This window comes from Bacteroides propionicifaciens DSM 19291 = JCM 14649 (assembly GCF_000375405.1).
Taxonomy (GTDB): Bacteria; Bacteroidota; Bacteroidia; order Bacteroidales; family Bacteroidaceae; genus Bacteroides_E; species Bacteroides_E propionicifaciens.
The window spans coordinates 1-15,579 of the sequence record NZ_AQWS01000012.1 but is presented as its reverse complement, the minus strand read 5'-3'; the positions used below and the strand labels follow the sequence as shown (position 1 = coordinate 15,579).

Below are 15,579 nucleotides of genomic sequence, written 5' to 3'. Positions count from 1 at the left end.
ACTCCATACAAGTAATGAAACTGTATGGAGTTATTTGTTTAGTCAAAGACAAGGTTTAGAAATTATAGCTTGCTTTTAGAGCAAAGTTTCTTCCAGGCATATTAAACCCATCTTTTTCAGTGTAGTTCTCGTCCAAGATATTATTAATGTTTAAGCCAATGGTTATTTTTTCTTTAATAGGATATGAAGCACTGAAATCCCAAACAAGGAATTCTGGATGTTCAACAAGCCCTTTGGCATAATATTTTGCTTGATATTTCTCTCTTAAACCGTTGAGAGTAGGGCGAACTTTGTCACCAATAAAATCTTTCTCAAAGCGGTGTCCGATAAAACGTCCGTTAAGGCGAGCTGAAAATCCGCATTGGCTTAAGAAATCAAGTCCGAAGTTGGCATTCTGTTTTCGAACGGATATCGTTTCTATCCAACCCTCAGATGTTTTATTTTTGAAGTTAAACATCCAAGTTAGGTTACTGTATAATTTTAAAGAAAACTTGTAGTCGGCTAAGGCTCCAAAATTATAAGACCCCATGACCTCCAACCCACTTTTTACTGCTTTATCTGCATTGTTATAAGTTTTATACTTCTGACCTTCATCGTCTACACTTAGCTCATCAACAATAAGATTGTCATTCCATGTATAGAAATAGGTTACATCCAAATCTACTCCAATTTCGGGCTTACTTAGCCCTACTCCTAAATCGAGTGTTCTTGATTTTTCGGGTTTCAAATTGGGGTTACCCAGTGTAATCGTTCCATTGTAAAGGTATTCACCTGCTTTTTGGTAAGCATCAGGCATACTAAATGCTGTCCCAAAGCTGGTGTGGAAGTTTATAGCTTTAGTGAAAAAGTATTTCACTCCTACATTGGGGTTTATCGTATTATAAGTCTCAGTTTTGCCAGCATTTTCAAGTCCTGGAGTCTTTTTAAGCTTAAAGAAGATATGATCGTAGCGACCACCTACCGATAAGTTTAATCTCTCGTCAAAGAACTGTAGATTTGATTGTATATATACCCCAAGTGATGAGTTATTGTAGTTGGGTTTATAAGGAGCTTTAATTTCATTATTGTTCTTGAAGGTTGTTAGCTTATTGATATCGTTTCTGTTATCAATACCAAATGATATTCTTTGCTTGCCGAGAATAAGGTTGTCATTTAACGTAAAACCTACTGTTCTGAGCTCGCTATCAGTTGCAACGTACGCTTCATCGGTATCGTTATTATAGGTTTCAGTACGTGATTTAGAGAAGTAGGGTGCAAAGAAAAGATTGTGGTTGTTTATTTCTCCTTGTAACTCTAGCTTAGAGGTTTGACGAGTTACATCTTTCTTTTTGATACCATAAGTACTCCAGAAATTACCACCTACAGGAAGGTCTTTACCCATAAATCCTGATTGTGTAAAGTCTAGCGACCAATTTTCGTTTATATCGTATCCTAAACGAAATCGACCACTAAAACCGTTGCTTCTTGAGCCAGGCATACGTTTGCCGTAAGTATCTTTTCCTATAATGGCTTCATCAACTTGCGACATATGTAAGAAGTTATGATTACCTATTTTATAGTTTTGCCCTTGAATGGCATAGTCTGCACTAGCATCAAAAGATAATCCTTTCCATACTCGACCGCCGATATTGAATCCACCTCTGCCCGATTGGAAAGAGCCAAGGCTAGTTTTGATACCTCCAGTTAATGCTCCTTTATTTTTTTTAGTTACAATATTGACAACTCCTGCCATAGCATCGGATCCGTAAAGTGCAGAGAAGGGGCCTTTCATCATTTCGACTTGTTCGACATCTCCCAGGGCTAGTGTTGCCATATTGCTTGTACCTGCAGGCACACCATCTATCAATACTAGGGTATATTTGTTCTCAGTTGGTTTAAATCCTCGGATACTAAAGTAGGAGTTATAGCCAGGGTATTGCACTACATCGATACTCGATGTGTTCTTGAGTAGGTCAGTTATATTGCTAACTCCAGAAGATTCAATTTGACGTTTGTTGATAACTTCGATCTTATTGGGAAGATCTTTCATTTGCGCATTGGTTTTGGAGGCATAAACCGTTACCTCGTCCATTTTATATCTTCTAAGAGAGTCAGTAACCTGCTCGTTATCAGCTTTAGCCGATATCAATGCAGTTGCAGTGAGTAACACCGAAAAGAATAAACGTTTAGACATCATTTCTTATATTATATTAAGTTTCTAATAATTTGTTTCCAATAGCTAGGGGTCTGTAATTGCAGTAACAGCTCGGCTATAGATGAATTAGTAGTTAATTTGTTATCCATAGATAGGTGAAATTGTTTATCCATTATTTCAATGGAACAATTGCAATCTTTGTCATTTGTTAGGCCAAAACCTTTGCGTTCAAGTGCACGCTTGATCCATGTTGATTCAGCTCCTGATCCAATCACTCTAATCTTTTGTATGGGTTTTCTGTTTATTTTGAATACGCCAGTTTCGATATCAAAATAAGCATGTTTACTGCCAAATATTGCAGATAATTGTCCCTCCAATACTAAGTCTTCTGGTACACCTGTATATACTTCACCTTGCCTACCCATTAGCCAAATCGTGTCGGCCCATTGCATTGCCAAATCGAGTTCGTGGGTAGAAACAAGTATGCCTTTGCCTGTCTTTTTGGCTAATTCGTAGAGCATGCGCATTGTGTCAATACGGTTGGGTAGATCAAGATGTGCTGTGGGTTCGTCGAGTAGCATGAGTGGCGTGTCTTGTGCCAAAGCTCGAGCTATCATAACCTTTTGTTTTTCTCCATCGCTGAGTTCAGAGAACTGACGATTTTCAAAGCCCTCAAGAGAGCATGCTTCTAGGGAGTCAAAAACAATGCGTTTATCTGTATCGCTAAGTTTGCCCATATTCCCCACATAAGGATAACGCCCGATGGATATAATATCCCATACCGTGAGGTTAATGGCCTCAACTTTTTCTGTAAGTACCAAACTCAATAGGCGAGCTCTATCTTTACTCTTAATTCCTTTAAGGGGTTTTTTGTCAATAATGATATTTCCTTTTAAACTAGGCTGAAGTCCTGCAATGGTTCGCATTAAAGTTGACTTACCGCAGCCGTTTGGGCCAAGCAGTGCGACAAGTTCTCCATTCTTTATTTTCAAATCAAGATCTGAAGAAACAACCCTCTCTGAATGTTTTGCAGAATAACCACTAGAGAGTTTCTCTGTTGAGAGTATGTCTTCTGAATAGGGTAGGCTAGTTGATGTTTCCATGAGAGCTTAGTTGAAAATGGTTTTAGAACGACGACGTTTTATTATGATGAAAATAACAACTGGAGCACCGAGTATTGATGTCACAGCATTAATGGGTAGAATAATTCCTCCACCAGGTAGTTGAGTAATAATATCACAAAGAAGTGTAATACTCATCCCACACATCATACTCGCAGGGATCAATATTCTGTGATTGGTAGTTCTAAATAGCATCCGTGCACAATGGGGTATAGCAATCCCTAAGAATGCAATGGGGCCTGTAAAAGCAGTAAGTGTACCTGTAATAAAAGCAGTTAGTAAAACCAGTAAAATTCGAACCTTAAAAATATCAATACCCACACTTTTGGCGTAGTTTTCGCCAAGGAGTAGTGCATTCATATATTTGGGCATCAAACAACTTAAGAATAGGCCAACAGAAACTACAGGAACCATATATTTTAGCTGAGTCCAAGTAGTGCCACTCAGGCTTCCAAAAGACCAGATTAAGTAGTTCTTTACTATTTCTGGATCGCTGAAGTATTGCATAATAGATACTACAGAACTGGTTACGAATCCAAACATTACCCCAATAATCAATATAGATACGATATCGTTGAGCCAAGTTATGATAGTGGATACAAGTAGTAGAATGAGTAAAGCACCAGCGATAGCAGAAATAATCATACCCCAATAGTTGGAACTGATTGATGCAGGTATAGCACCAGGAAAAAGTGCTGCTAACATAACGAATAGGCCTACACCCAGGCTAGCTCCACTACCAATCCCTAAGATTGATGTATCGGCTAATGGGTTTCGGAATAAGGTTTGCATTTGAAGTCCGCAAACAGAAATTCCTGCACCCACAAAGAGTGCTGTTAATGCTTTAGGAAAGCGAAAATTTAGAATGATATAACTATTTCCAGGGTCGGTATTTCTGCCCAGTAGAATATCGAAAATCTCACTCATTTGAATTGAGACACTCCCAAGAGAGATATCTAAGATTAGAAAAAATAGAATAAGTAGAAAGAGAATTGTAAATAGCGTGATGTTTCGTTTCATTTCTATAATACACTCATTTAAGAAGGCTTAAACAGCTATGAAATATGCACACTAGTTCTCCCCGTATAGGGCATAATTGAGCACACCTGTTTAGATTTACTTATTTTGTAAATCAAAACTTTAGAGGTACGAAAAATGGAGAGATAAACTTTTTAAGAATCCTTCTCCAGCTTTTCTCCCGAAAGCTTGATTAGTGCAAATTTTGGCAGGTCTTCTGGCTTGTCTCGCTAAATAGGCCTTCCCGTTTGAATGCTCAAACAGTGGCGAAGATTAATTTAGTTTTTAATAAGACTTACAGCTACGGGGATAGCTCCTGATTTGAACAGGATTCCCTATTAAGCATATACATCGAGGATGCATTGCACCAATATTTGTTTTTAACGAACGCAAAACTACTCCCTTTAATGTTAATATACTAATATTAACGCGAGTTTCTAATAGATTTATTTCAACTCTATAACATCCGAGTAATTGTAATAATCCGTTCCTTCTGTTTTTGCTCCAACTCGAATAAATTTAGGCTTAGTCAGATCAATATCAGTAATGGTTGCCTCCAAATCTTTATCTAAGAACTCACTTTCGATATCTACAGTTATTATTTTGGATATGCTTTTAATATGACTATTAATACTTACATGCTCAGTTGTTGAATACAATACAATATACTGATTAAGTATACCGTTCCATGCGTCGGATTTGCTGATGTTAAATGTGAATTTGGCCTCTTTGGCTTCTTTATTTAAGCTGCCTTTGAGCTTGATTCTAAGGTAGGGTTCTAGATAGAATTTTATTTTTTCCCTAGTTGGTATAGATACATTGACGATGTCAGTTTGATTAACTATAAAAGGTCCATCAGGAATTAATTTATATTCTCCAGAAAATAGTTTGGTGTTTATGAAACTTCCATCTCCTTTGCACCATATTGTTTCGGCTTGTGTAGAATTCTTTTCATATATTCTTATTCTAGCTTCATTGGGGCTTTCTGCCGGGATTAATAACTCCTTCTCTTGACCTCTTGTCAATAAGTCATAAATCCCTCCCTCTAGCGTAAGGCTAGGAGCAGGGTAGTTGTCCTGACTTGTACAGGAAGCAGTTACGAGTAGCGTAAAGGATAGTATGAGTATCTTATATAATTGCATGGCTTTTTGGAGTTACTTATTAATAACCAGGATTCTGTTCCAGATGGCTGCTTGTTAGTCCTGTAGGGATTTTTACGTAATATAGTTTTGGTAGGAAGGTCTTTGTTGGTTTATTAGCCTTCGTTTTTTTTATGATATACTTCATTTCAGAAGGTAGCTTACCATCCTCCCAAATCAGATAAATAGAGATAGCATCGGCTGCATAATTATTTAAAACTTCTGTAGAGATTCTCCACCTTTTCATATCCCACCACCTGTGATTTTCGAAGGCCAACTCTATTTTGCGTTCCTTGCGTATCTTTTCTAAGTCAAGTGACATATGGTGTTTGATACCTGCTCTACTGCGTATCATATTAATGTAGAGAATCGAGTTTTCCTTGTTAATATCAAGTTCTGCTGAGGCTTCGGCATAATTGAGTAATATCTCGGCATATCTAAACACCATCCAATTAACCTCAGAACGACCACTGTCAACCCGGTCAGTCGGATTCATAAATTTCTTTATGTAGAATCCTGTTTTAGTAAAGTCGTTGGAGCCGCTCATTCCATCTTTCCCTATAATTGTGATTTGAGCCTCTCCCGTACCATAGGTATCTGTTGTGTTAGGAGCGGTTATAGTTAGGTCTCCATCGATTATTCCATTTCTAATCTCTATTTTATTATTTTGCCATGGAGCAAAGGGTAGTAATACGGTTGCTGACAAACGTGGGTCTTTGTCTTTGAAAGCTTCATAAGGGGTATTGTAGAGGATAGGTTGTCCTGTTTCATCTTCAAAGACAAGTCTACCATCCGATCCATCGACATTTTCATATTCGTCGACAAATTGTAATGTTGGGTTTGTTACAGAGCCATAGTTTACTTTGAAGCTATACGGTGCATTGTAATAATCCCAGCTGTGTCCTTTGTCGGGTGAACTGTAGGCAATAGAAAAGATTAGTTCATCGTGCATGGTTTTATCCAAGAAAAGCTCTTGATAATTTAGCGATTTATCAAGCTTTTGATCATAAAGCTTAAATTTGCCAGAATTTATTATTTCCTCTGATGCTTTAAGAGACTCATTGAAGAAATATGCTCTCCTCTGCATAGGAATACCTACAAGTCCATCTTTTTGAACAGTACCATAAGTTGCAATTGAGCCTGCGTAGAGCATGGCCCTAGATTTTAGTGCATAAGCAGCATACTTTGTTGCTTTAAACCGAACGGAGTGATTCCAAGTTGCGGGTAGGTCTTTTACGATATCATCAATTTCAGTTTTAATAAACTCATAAACCTCTTCTTCCTTACTTCTGGGGGTTTTATGGTTAGTAGGATTAGTTATGGATTGAGGTACAGTAATGATTGGGACCCCACCGTACCTTTTTACTAATGCAAAATAGTGGAAAGCTCGAATAAATCTTGCTTGAGCTGAGTATAGAACTATCTCCTCTGGCTTAAGAGACGATTCTTGTATCTTTTCAATAAATAAATTAGATTCGCGTACAACATCATATTTCCACCATGCGAAAGCACTTTCACTAATGATTGTATTATTAATTGTCCCCGAAGTGTATGCTCGTACAGCCTCATCAGTAAGTTGGCTAGGATAGCCAGCCTTGTCTAATACCATGTAGCCAAAGCTTTCAGTTTCCATTTGGTTGTAAATATCACCTAAATAGGCTTCAATAGCTTCCTTATTCCCCCAAACCGTAGGGTCAGTTAAATCGTTGCGCGATGTGGAGTCTAATATGTTTAGACAGCTCTGCAAAGTCATGCTCGTAAGTAGTATGCAGATAGTATATAATTGAGTTTTTAGCTTCATGTCTATTAAGTATATGATTGTTTTATAGCGTCAGATTAAACCCAAGTGAGATCGTCTTCTGTTGTGGGTAGTATCTGCCGTCAGATGAAGTGGATTCTGGATCTAAAAGGTCTATCTTGGTGAAGGTTAGTAGATTATATCCTGATACAAATAGGCGTAGTTTTTCTAAACCTGTCTTTTTAAGAATATTGATTGGTATGGTATATCCAATTTGGAGTTCTTTCAACCTTAAGTAACTTGAGTTCTGCAGCCAAAAAGAGGATGTCTTTTTGTTGTTGTCTTTTCCATTTGCGTAAGTAGCAGGATATTTGCCTGCAATCCAGCGGCTATTAGGATCGTATATATCTTCTCTATGCCAACGATCTGTAAATGCATTAATTGAAGACTCTCCATTATGAAATGCAGTCGCCATTTGGTTGTTAAGATAGGTGTTAGAATTTGCTGCTCCTTGCATGAAAATAGATAAGTCTATCCCCTTCCACTGAGCAAAAAAATCGAGTCCATACATGATTTCAGGTTTACTTCCTCTACCAATTACTTGAACATCGGTGTTTTCAATTATGTTATCGCCATTATAATCTTGATACTTGATATCTCCAGGCATTAGAGTTAAGTTGCCTTGTCCATCTTGTACAGGCGATTGAGCGATTTCTTCGTACGACTGAAATTGACCAATTGCTTTATATCCCCAATAGCGATTCTTCCAACGGTTATTGTTATTATTGCGCCAATTATCATACTGACTTGACGACTCCGCTCTTTCAATATGTTCGTGCTTAGCTCGTGCATACGATATGTTACCTTTAATTGAATAGTAGAGTTGATTGTCTAATGTTCTTTTATGACCTATTACAAGTTCAAATCCACGGTTGCTATCACTATTTAAATTTTCGAGCGGTAGGGATCCACCAAAAGTACTAGGCAGTGTTAAGATCCTACTGGCCAAAAGACCTGTCCTTTTTCTGTAAAACACATCGAATTCGGCAGTTAACATACCCTTCCAAAGTCCGACTTCAAGCCCCAAGTTGTAGATGTCTGAAGTATACCATGTGATATTAGGATTTGCTAGCCCTTTGCTGGTTAGTGTGGGAATTACTTTATCTCCAAAAATATAATTACCACTAGGGTAGGTAAATCCTGTTAAATATTGGAAGTTACTACCAGCATCATCGCCTAGTCTGCCCCACGATGCTCTTACTTTTAGGTTATTAATTATACTTATGTTATCTTTAATAAAGCTCTCTTCAGAAATTCTCCATCCAGTTGAAACTGATGGGAAAAATCCCCACCTACTTCCTGGAGGGAAATTTGATGAGCCGTCATACCTAAAACTAACCTCAGCTAAGTATTTGCTGTCGTAGTTGTAGTTAAACCTACCGATGTAACCAATATTTGCATTGTACCAGCTTGTTCCATTATTGTCTTTGAATGCATCTGTACCCGCACTTAATTCGTCAATAACATCTATGGAGAATTCACGGAACGCACCTAAATCATTTCCGTTACTTTGTCTTGTTTCTATGAGTAGTAATGCATTTATAGCATGCTTCTGAAAGGTTTTCTCGTAATTAAGTGAGCCTTAAAATATCTTGTACTGAAAACGATGGTTAGCCTCTAAAAGACTCGATGGGTCAAAACCAACATAGCCAACATTATACTCTTGATTTGACTTATCGTAGTTGTATAAGTTAAACTTCTTAAAGAGTGTCTTGTTCTGTATGTAAATGGCGGAATAATAGCCCTTAACTTTGGCTGAAAGCCCTTCTACGAAATGTTTAGCGTCATAATTGAAGCTGATAGATCCTTCGAAGGTTTCACGGAGTTGATTTGAATAACCAGCAATATTTTTCTCAGTAAGAGCTAAAGGATGATAGTATGGGTTGTCATTGTAGGCTAAGTACTCTTTATTATTGTTTGCAAAAGGTTTGTTAACTGGGTAAGAACGTTGAATCCCTGCTATGATATCCTTTGGCGGAGAACTTGGAGATTGTTTATTTTCTCTTCTTCCTGATAAGGTAACGAAGGTCGAAAATCCAGCTCCTAACTTAGCATCAATATTGGTTCTAAAGTTATATCGATCAAATTTTAAATCGTTGCTTTTCCACATGCCCTCTTGGTTAAGATAACCCAATGAAGTGAAGAATTTTAGTTTCTCACTACCACCGTTAAGGTTTACGTTGTATTGTTGCATAGGTGTCCAGTCGCGTATAGTCTCTTTATACCAGTCTGTACTTTCATATCCTGGTCCGCCAGCTCTCCACTTAGCTAGTTCTTGTGGCCCATATATTGGGCTTTGTCCCTTATTGACATTGCTTTCATCCATGAGTTCTACAAACTCTGCTGCATTGACCATCTTGGGATATATAGTTGGTCGTTGCCAGTTGAAAGTAGAGTTTAGGTTGATTTTAATTTTGCCGCTACTCCCTCTTCTTGTAGTTACTAGTACAACACCATCTGAAGCTTGTACACCGTATACTGCTGCAGAAGCATCTTTGAGAATTGAAATATTCTCAATTTCATTTGGGTCGAGCTGAGAAAAATCGCTTGGAACACCATCAACGATAATTAGTGCATGACCAAAACCACGAATATCTATTTCAGCCTCGCTTTGACCTGGCATTCCTGATCTTGTAACGACTCTGAGTCCTGGTAATTTACCGGTTAAAGAGCTATATAAGTCTGATACTGGAGCTTTGATTAAGTCTTTGTTGTCAATACCAGCAACAGCGGCTGTGATACTCCCTTTCTTTTGAGTACCATAACCTACAACAACCACTTCATCAAGAACTTTAGTGTCTTCCTTTAGGTGTATATTGATTATTTTTTGAGATTTAACAGTTATCCTTTGACTGAGATACCCGATGTAAGAAAATGTTATTTTGCTGTGGGGCTTAATGTTTAGTCGGTAATAACCATCAATGTCAGTAACAGTTCCATTGGATGTACCTTCCTCCCACACTGTGGCTCCAATGATGGGTAAGTCATTTTCATCCGTCACTCTTCCTGTTATCTCTTTTTGTGTAGAAGAATTTTGTTGAGCATGAGGTTTTATTGTCTTTGCGTCTATCTCAAAAGTGTTGATCAGGGATAATACGAGTAGTAATGATTTTAATACTCCAAATATTGTCCATTTATTCACTCTAATCTATTAACGGTTTGTATTTTTAATCGATTCTAAATTGTTTGTCAAAGTAAAGAAGAAAAAGGCGTTGTTCAAATCTTAACTCCTATTTTAACTTATTGTATACTTTTGAGATAGTGGCTCAGTAAGGGTGGTAGTTTTACTTATTCTTGCCCCAACTTGAATCTTTAGTGCATAAAAAAAGGAGTAAGTCAGGATATTAATCCGACTTACTCCTTTAAGGTCTAGTACTTACTCGTTTGGTAGTAGAAACCCTCTGGGGTTTACAACTCAAGTTGGTACTTATGGTTTAGATATTACAATCTTCCTTCAACTACTTCCCAATCAATGATGCTCCAAAGTGCTTTGATATGGTCAGCACGTCTGTTTTGGTAGTCTAGGTAGTATGAATGCTCCCATACGTCAAAACCAAGCAAAGGTTTAAGACCTGAGCGAACAGGGTTACCTGCATTAGTTTCTTTAGTGATATGTAGTTTACCATTTTTATCTACCGATAGCCATGACCAACCAGCACCAAATAGTGAAGTTGAAGCAGCGTTAAACTCTTCTTGGAACTTCTCAAAACTACCGAAATCGCGTTTGATAGCTTCAGCTAGTTTACCTTGAGGTTGGTTATATTTTGGTTTTGGGTTGAATTGTAAGAAATATAGGTCGTGATTTAGTACTTGACCAGCATTGTTAAACATAGGTCCTTCAGGACAGTTTGCAACCACGTACTCGATGTTTTTACCTTCGAATTCTGTTCCTGCCACTAATTGATTAAGCGTGTTTACATAGTTTTGTAAGTGCTTGCCGTAGTGGTACTCTATAGTTTGTTGACTAATAACAGGTTCTAATGCATTTTGTGCATATGGAAGTTTTGGCATTTGAAAATTCATAGTCATAATAATTAAAGACATTAATATTGTGTTCATAAGTTCGTTTGTTATAAAATTGGAACTTACTATTAAGAACGTAATAGATTAGTAAAAGTTCGATGTATCTAAAGAAACTTTTATCTTTGTGATGAATTTAAAAAGAGATTTAGAGAATGACACCTAATTATATCAACGAGCTTAACCAGAGTCAACGCGATGCCGTGCTTTATATCGATGGCCCAGCCTTAGTTATAGCAGGTGCAGGGTCGGGTAAAACCCGTGTGCTGACCTATAAAATTGCTTATATTCTAGAACAAGGTTTAGCGCCATGGAATATCTTAGCATTAACTTTTACCAATAAAGCTGCTCGAGAGATGAAAGCTCGTATTGCTACTATTGTAGGTGCCGAGCGTGCTCGCTATTTATGGATGGGTACTTTCCACTCTCTATTTTCTAGAATATTGCGAGCTGAGTCTGCTCACCTGAATTTTTCTTCAAACTTTACCATCTACGATACGAGTGATAGTCGAAGTCTTTTGCGTTCGATTATCAAGGAGATGGCTTTGGATGAAAAGCAATATAAACCTGCTGCTGTGCAGTCCAGAATATCCAATGCTAAAAACCATTTGGTTTCACCAAGTGCTTATGCAGCCAACAAATCGGCCTACGAAGGCGATTGTGCTGCTAAGATGCCTGCGATTCGCGATATTTATCAGCGTTATTGGAGTAGATGTCGTCAGGCTGAGGCTATGGATTTTGACGATTTACTGTTTTATACCTATATACTCTTTAATGATTTCCCAGAGGTCTTAAAAAAATATCAAGAGCAATTTCAATATGTGTTGGTCGATGAGTATCAAGATACCAATTTTGCTCAACACTGCGTGGTTCAGCAACTTGTTGGTGTACATCAGAAAATCTGTGTGGTAGGTGACGATGCACAGAGCATCTATTCGTTTCGTGGAGCTGACATTGATAATATACTCGATTTCTCTAAAGTCTTTAAAGGTGCCAAAACCTTTAAGTTGGAACAAAACTATCGTTCCACTCAAAATATTGTAGCTGCTGCTAATAGCTTAATTAAAAAGAATCAGCGACAAATTCAGAAAGAAGTGTTTTCTGAAAACAGTCAAGGTGAACGTCTAAGGGTTACTCAAGCCTATAGCGATATTGAAGAGGCTGAAATTGTGGCTAAGCAAATTCGTGAACTTAGAGTAGCAAACTCGTACGAATACCAAGATTTCTCTATTTTATATCGTACCAATGCACAGAGTAGAGTTTTTGAAGAGGTATTCCGTAAGAGGGGGATTCCATATAAAATATACGGTGGTTTATCGTTTTATCAACGTAAGGAGATTAAAGATATCATCTCTTATTTTAGATTGATTGTCAATTTAAATGATGAAGAGGCAATTAAGCGAATAATAAACTATCCTGCTCGGGGTATAGGAGCGACAACACTCTCGAAGGTGGCTGATGCTGCTAATCAGGCAGAAGTAAGCTATTGGGATATTGTTTCGGAGCCACTGACTTATAATCTAGATATCAATAAGGGAGCACAGCGCAAGCTTCAGTCGTTTGTAGAATTGATCAACGTCTTTAGAGCCGAAATCGATAATAAGAATGCTTACGAAATGGGAGCTTGGATTGTCAAAGAGTCGGGAATAATAGCTGATGTAATGCAAGACAACTCACCCGAAAATCAGTCTCGTCAAGAAAACATCGAAGAGTTGATCAATGGGTTAAGTGAGTTTTGCAATTCGCGTTTAGAGGAGGGGAATAGCGAGGTGCTACTTTATCACTTCCTTTCAGAAGTTTCATTGCTAACCGATCAAGATAACGAATCGGACGAAGATCAGAACAAGGTGACACTTATGACTGTTCACTCTGCTAAAGGTCTTGAGTTTAGAAATGTTTTTGTGGTAGGTCTTGAAGAGAAGCTCTTTCCTAGCAATATGTCGGGAGATTCACCTCAAGCTTTGGAAGAAGAGCGTCGTTTGTTTTATGTGGCGATGACTCGAGCTGAAGAAAACTGTATGCTTAGTTTTGCTAAGAGCAGGATGCGTTACGGCTCGCTGGAGTTTAGTTCGCCAAGTCGCTTCATCTCCGAGATTGATGAGCAATTTATAGAACTCTCTCAGGGTGCAGCTTTAGGAGCCTCAGTAGAAAGAAATGCCACAGCTTTCCGTGTCTCAAATGCTGTAGAAAACACTAAGAGTAGGAGTACTACTACTTCTACAGTGCCAAGTCCTACAACTGAGGGTCGCCGATTAAAGCGAGTAGGTGGTTTACCTCCTGCTAACCCTGCCAATCCGATTAATAAGGTTGGAGCTTTAGAGGTCGGTCAAACAGTGGAACACGAACGTTTTGGTGTGGGTTTAGTTGAGAAGCTCGAAGGGGCTGATGATAATGCTAAAGCTACGATTGCTTTTACGCATGCAGGAACAAAGCAACTTTTACTAAGGTTTGCTAGATTTAAAGTAATTGGATAATAATATTAAGAATATGATAGATTATAACTCATTCCCTAATCCCTCATACATTATTGATGAGAGTTTGCTAAGAGGCAATTTAGAGAAGATTAAAGAGGTTGCTGATGCGGCAGATGTTGAAATCATCTTGGCTTTTAAGTCGTTTGCAATGTGGAAGACTTTCCCTATTTTTAGAGAGTACATCAATCATTCGACTGCAAGTTCTGAATACGAAGCTCGGTTGGCATTGGAAGAATTTGGAAGTAAAGCTCATACTTATGCTCCTGTTTATATCGAAGAGGAGTTCGAAGAGATAATGCGCTGTAGTAGTCATATTACTTTCAACTCGCTAAACCAGTTCAATACTTTTTATGAAAAGACGAAAGCGCATGGCATTTCGTGTGGGTTGCGTGTCAATCCTGAGTATTCGGATGTCGAAGTTGACCTTTACAATCCTTGTGCTCCAGGAAGCCGTTTTGGGATGGTGGTAGGGCAGCTCCCCGAAGAGTTGCCTCAAGGTGTTGAGGGTTTTCACTCACATACGCTTTGCGAGTCAAACTCTTATGACTTAGAGAAGACATTGATTGAGATTGAACGCAGGTTTGGTAAATGGTTCTATCAGATTAAATGGTTAAACCTTGGCGGTGGTCATTTAATGACGCACAAAGACTATAATCGTAAGCATGCTATAGAAGTGCTAAAGAGTTTTAAGGCTAGATATCCTCATTTGCATGTAATTCTTGAACCAGGTTCAGCTTTTACTTGGCAAACAGGTGTCTTGACTTCTAAGATTGTGGATATAGTCGAAAATAGTGGAATTAAAACAGCTATTCTTAATGTTAGCTTTACTTGCCATATGCCCGATACCTTAGAGATGCCTTATCAACCCGAAGTTGAAGGAGCTAAAATTGGTAACCAAGGTCCATTTGTTTATCGATTAGGTGGAAACTCATGCTTGAGTGGTGATTGGATTGGTGACTGGAGCTTTGATCATGAGCTAAAAATTGGCGAAGAATTGGTCTTTCAAGATATGATTCACTATACTACCGTTAAAACCACGATGTTTAATGGGATTTATCACCCTTGCATAAGTATGTGGACAAGGGATGGCAAAGCTGTTGTACTCAAGCGTTTTAACTACGGTGATTACCTGGGTAGTATGTGTTAAAAGCGCAGAAGCGAGGTTTTAGTGTTAATATTCTTGTCTTAAAATTTGGAGAACGAATAAAAATACTTAACTTTGCAATCGCAAAAAAGGAGTAGTTCTCTTTTGCAAAAACAGAAAAGTGTAGGGCAAATACCAGAGTGGCCAAATGGGGCAGACTGTAAATCTGCTGGCTTACGCCTACGGTGGTTCGAATCCATCTTTGCCCACACAATTCAAATGCGAAAATAGCTCAGTTGGTAGAGCACAACCTTGCCAAGGTTGGGGTCGCGAGTTCGAGTCTCGTTTTTCGCTCAAGGTCATGGAGGGGTGGCGGAATTGGTAGACGCGCTACCTTGAGGTGGTAGTGGCAATATGCTGTGTGAGTTCGAGTCTCATCCTCTTCACACTTAAAGCTAGAGTGGTATTATAATATAATATCGCTCTTTTTTTGTGCCCAAAAGGGATCATACCGAAAAGGGATCAGTTCATAAAGTTGGGGATTTAACATATGGTTAATGATATAGTAATTACTTTTGCTCCATGAGACCACAACATCACATCGACTACAAAGCAGTACTTTCTTTATTTCTACCTAAAGGGTTATTGGAGTATTTTGAGATTATTGATTTTTCAGATATGGGTAGTTATTATTTAATCTCCTTAGAGGAGAATAATGAAATACCTGAGTCTTTAAGACATCTTAATTTGCAATCTAAAGGCTTTTATCCCGAAATTACCATAACAGACTTT

General features: G+C 38.2%; 9 protein-coding genes, 3 tRNA genes, 1 pseudogene and 1 riboswitch. Of the genes and pseudogenes, 6 read left to right on the top strand and 7 right to left on the bottom strand.

From position 1 onward, the window contains the following. Positions 1-55: 55 nt before the first annotated feature. From B091_RS0104900 to B091_RS0104870, 7 genes and pseudogenes are all read right to left on the bottom strand, one after another. Positions 56-2,173 (bottom strand): TonB-dependent receptor domain-containing protein, encoded by a 2,118-nt coding sequence (locus tag B091_RS0104900; protein WP_018108893.1) that lies wholly within the window; start codon positions 2,171-2,173, stop codon positions 56-58. A gap of 11 nt (positions 2,174-2,184) precedes the next feature. Continuing rightward, on the bottom strand, positions 2,185-3,237 hold the full coding sequence (locus B091_RS0104895) for an ABC transporter ATP-binding protein (protein ID WP_018108892.1): 1,053 nt from the start codon (positions 3,235-3,237) through the stop codon (positions 2,185-2,187). 6 nt (positions 3,238-3,243) lie between these two features. After that, entirely contained in the window at positions 3,244-4,275 is a 1,032-nt protein-coding gene (locus B091_RS0104890) for a FecCD family ABC transporter permease (RefSeq protein WP_018108891.1), read from the bottom strand. 187 nt (positions 4,276-4,462) lie between these two features. Then, positions 4,463-4,659, bottom strand: a riboswitch (cobalamin riboswitch). A 59-nt stretch (positions 4,660-4,718) separates the two neighbouring features. Further along, positions 4,719-5,414: a DUF3823 domain-containing protein gene (locus B091_RS0104885; RefSeq protein WP_018108890.1), complete on the bottom strand. Its 696-nt coding sequence runs from the start codon at positions 5,412-5,414 to the stop codon at positions 4,719-4,721. Positions 5,415-5,433: 19 nt separating this feature from the next. Next, positions 5,434-7,212, bottom strand: coding sequence for a RagB/SusD family nutrient uptake outer membrane protein (locus B091_RS0104880; RefSeq protein WP_025069476.1), 1,779 nt, complete (start codon positions 7,210-7,212; stop codon positions 5,434-5,436). A gap of 22 nt (positions 7,213-7,234) precedes the next feature. After that, a pseudogene (locus B091_RS12825) lies at positions 7,235-10,210 on the bottom strand (SusC/RagA family TonB-linked outer membrane protein). Positions 10,211-10,650: 440 nt separating this feature from the next. Then, positions 10,651-11,268, bottom strand: coding sequence for a superoxide dismutase (locus tag B091_RS0104870; protein ID WP_025069477.1), 618 nt, complete (start codon positions 11,266-11,268; stop codon positions 10,651-10,653). Positions 11,269-11,384: 116 nt separating this feature from the next. On the opposite strand from B091_RS0104870, the gene B091_RS0104865 reads away from it, so the two are divergent. The 6 genes from B091_RS0104865 to B091_RS0104840 form a co-directional block, all read left to right on the top strand. Continuing rightward, positions 11,385-13,703 (top strand): ATP-dependent helicase, encoded by a 2,319-nt coding sequence (locus B091_RS0104865; protein ID WP_018108885.1) that lies wholly within the window; start codon positions 11,385-11,387, stop codon positions 13,701-13,703. 13 nt (positions 13,704-13,716) lie between these two features. Beyond that, complete coding sequence (gene nspC / locus B091_RS0104860) at positions 13,717-14,850, top strand: carboxynorspermidine decarboxylase (protein WP_025069478.1); 1,134 nt, start codon at positions 13,717-13,719, stop codon at positions 14,848-14,850. A 123-nt stretch (positions 14,851-14,973) separates the two neighbouring features. Beyond that, positions 14,974-15,056, top strand: a tRNA-Tyr gene (locus B091_RS0104855). Positions 15,057-15,068: 12 nt separating this feature from the next. Further along, positions 15,069-15,141 (top strand) — tRNA-Gly (locus B091_RS0104850). Between the two features lie 9 nt (positions 15,142-15,150). Further along, positions 15,151-15,233 (top strand) — tRNA-Leu (locus B091_RS0104845). 136 nt (positions 15,234-15,369) lie between these two features. Further along, positions 15,370-15,579: ISAon1 family transposase N-terminal region protein (locus B091_RS0104840; RefSeq protein ID WP_018108883.1), on the top strand; the 210-nt coding region annotated here is incomplete at its 3' end.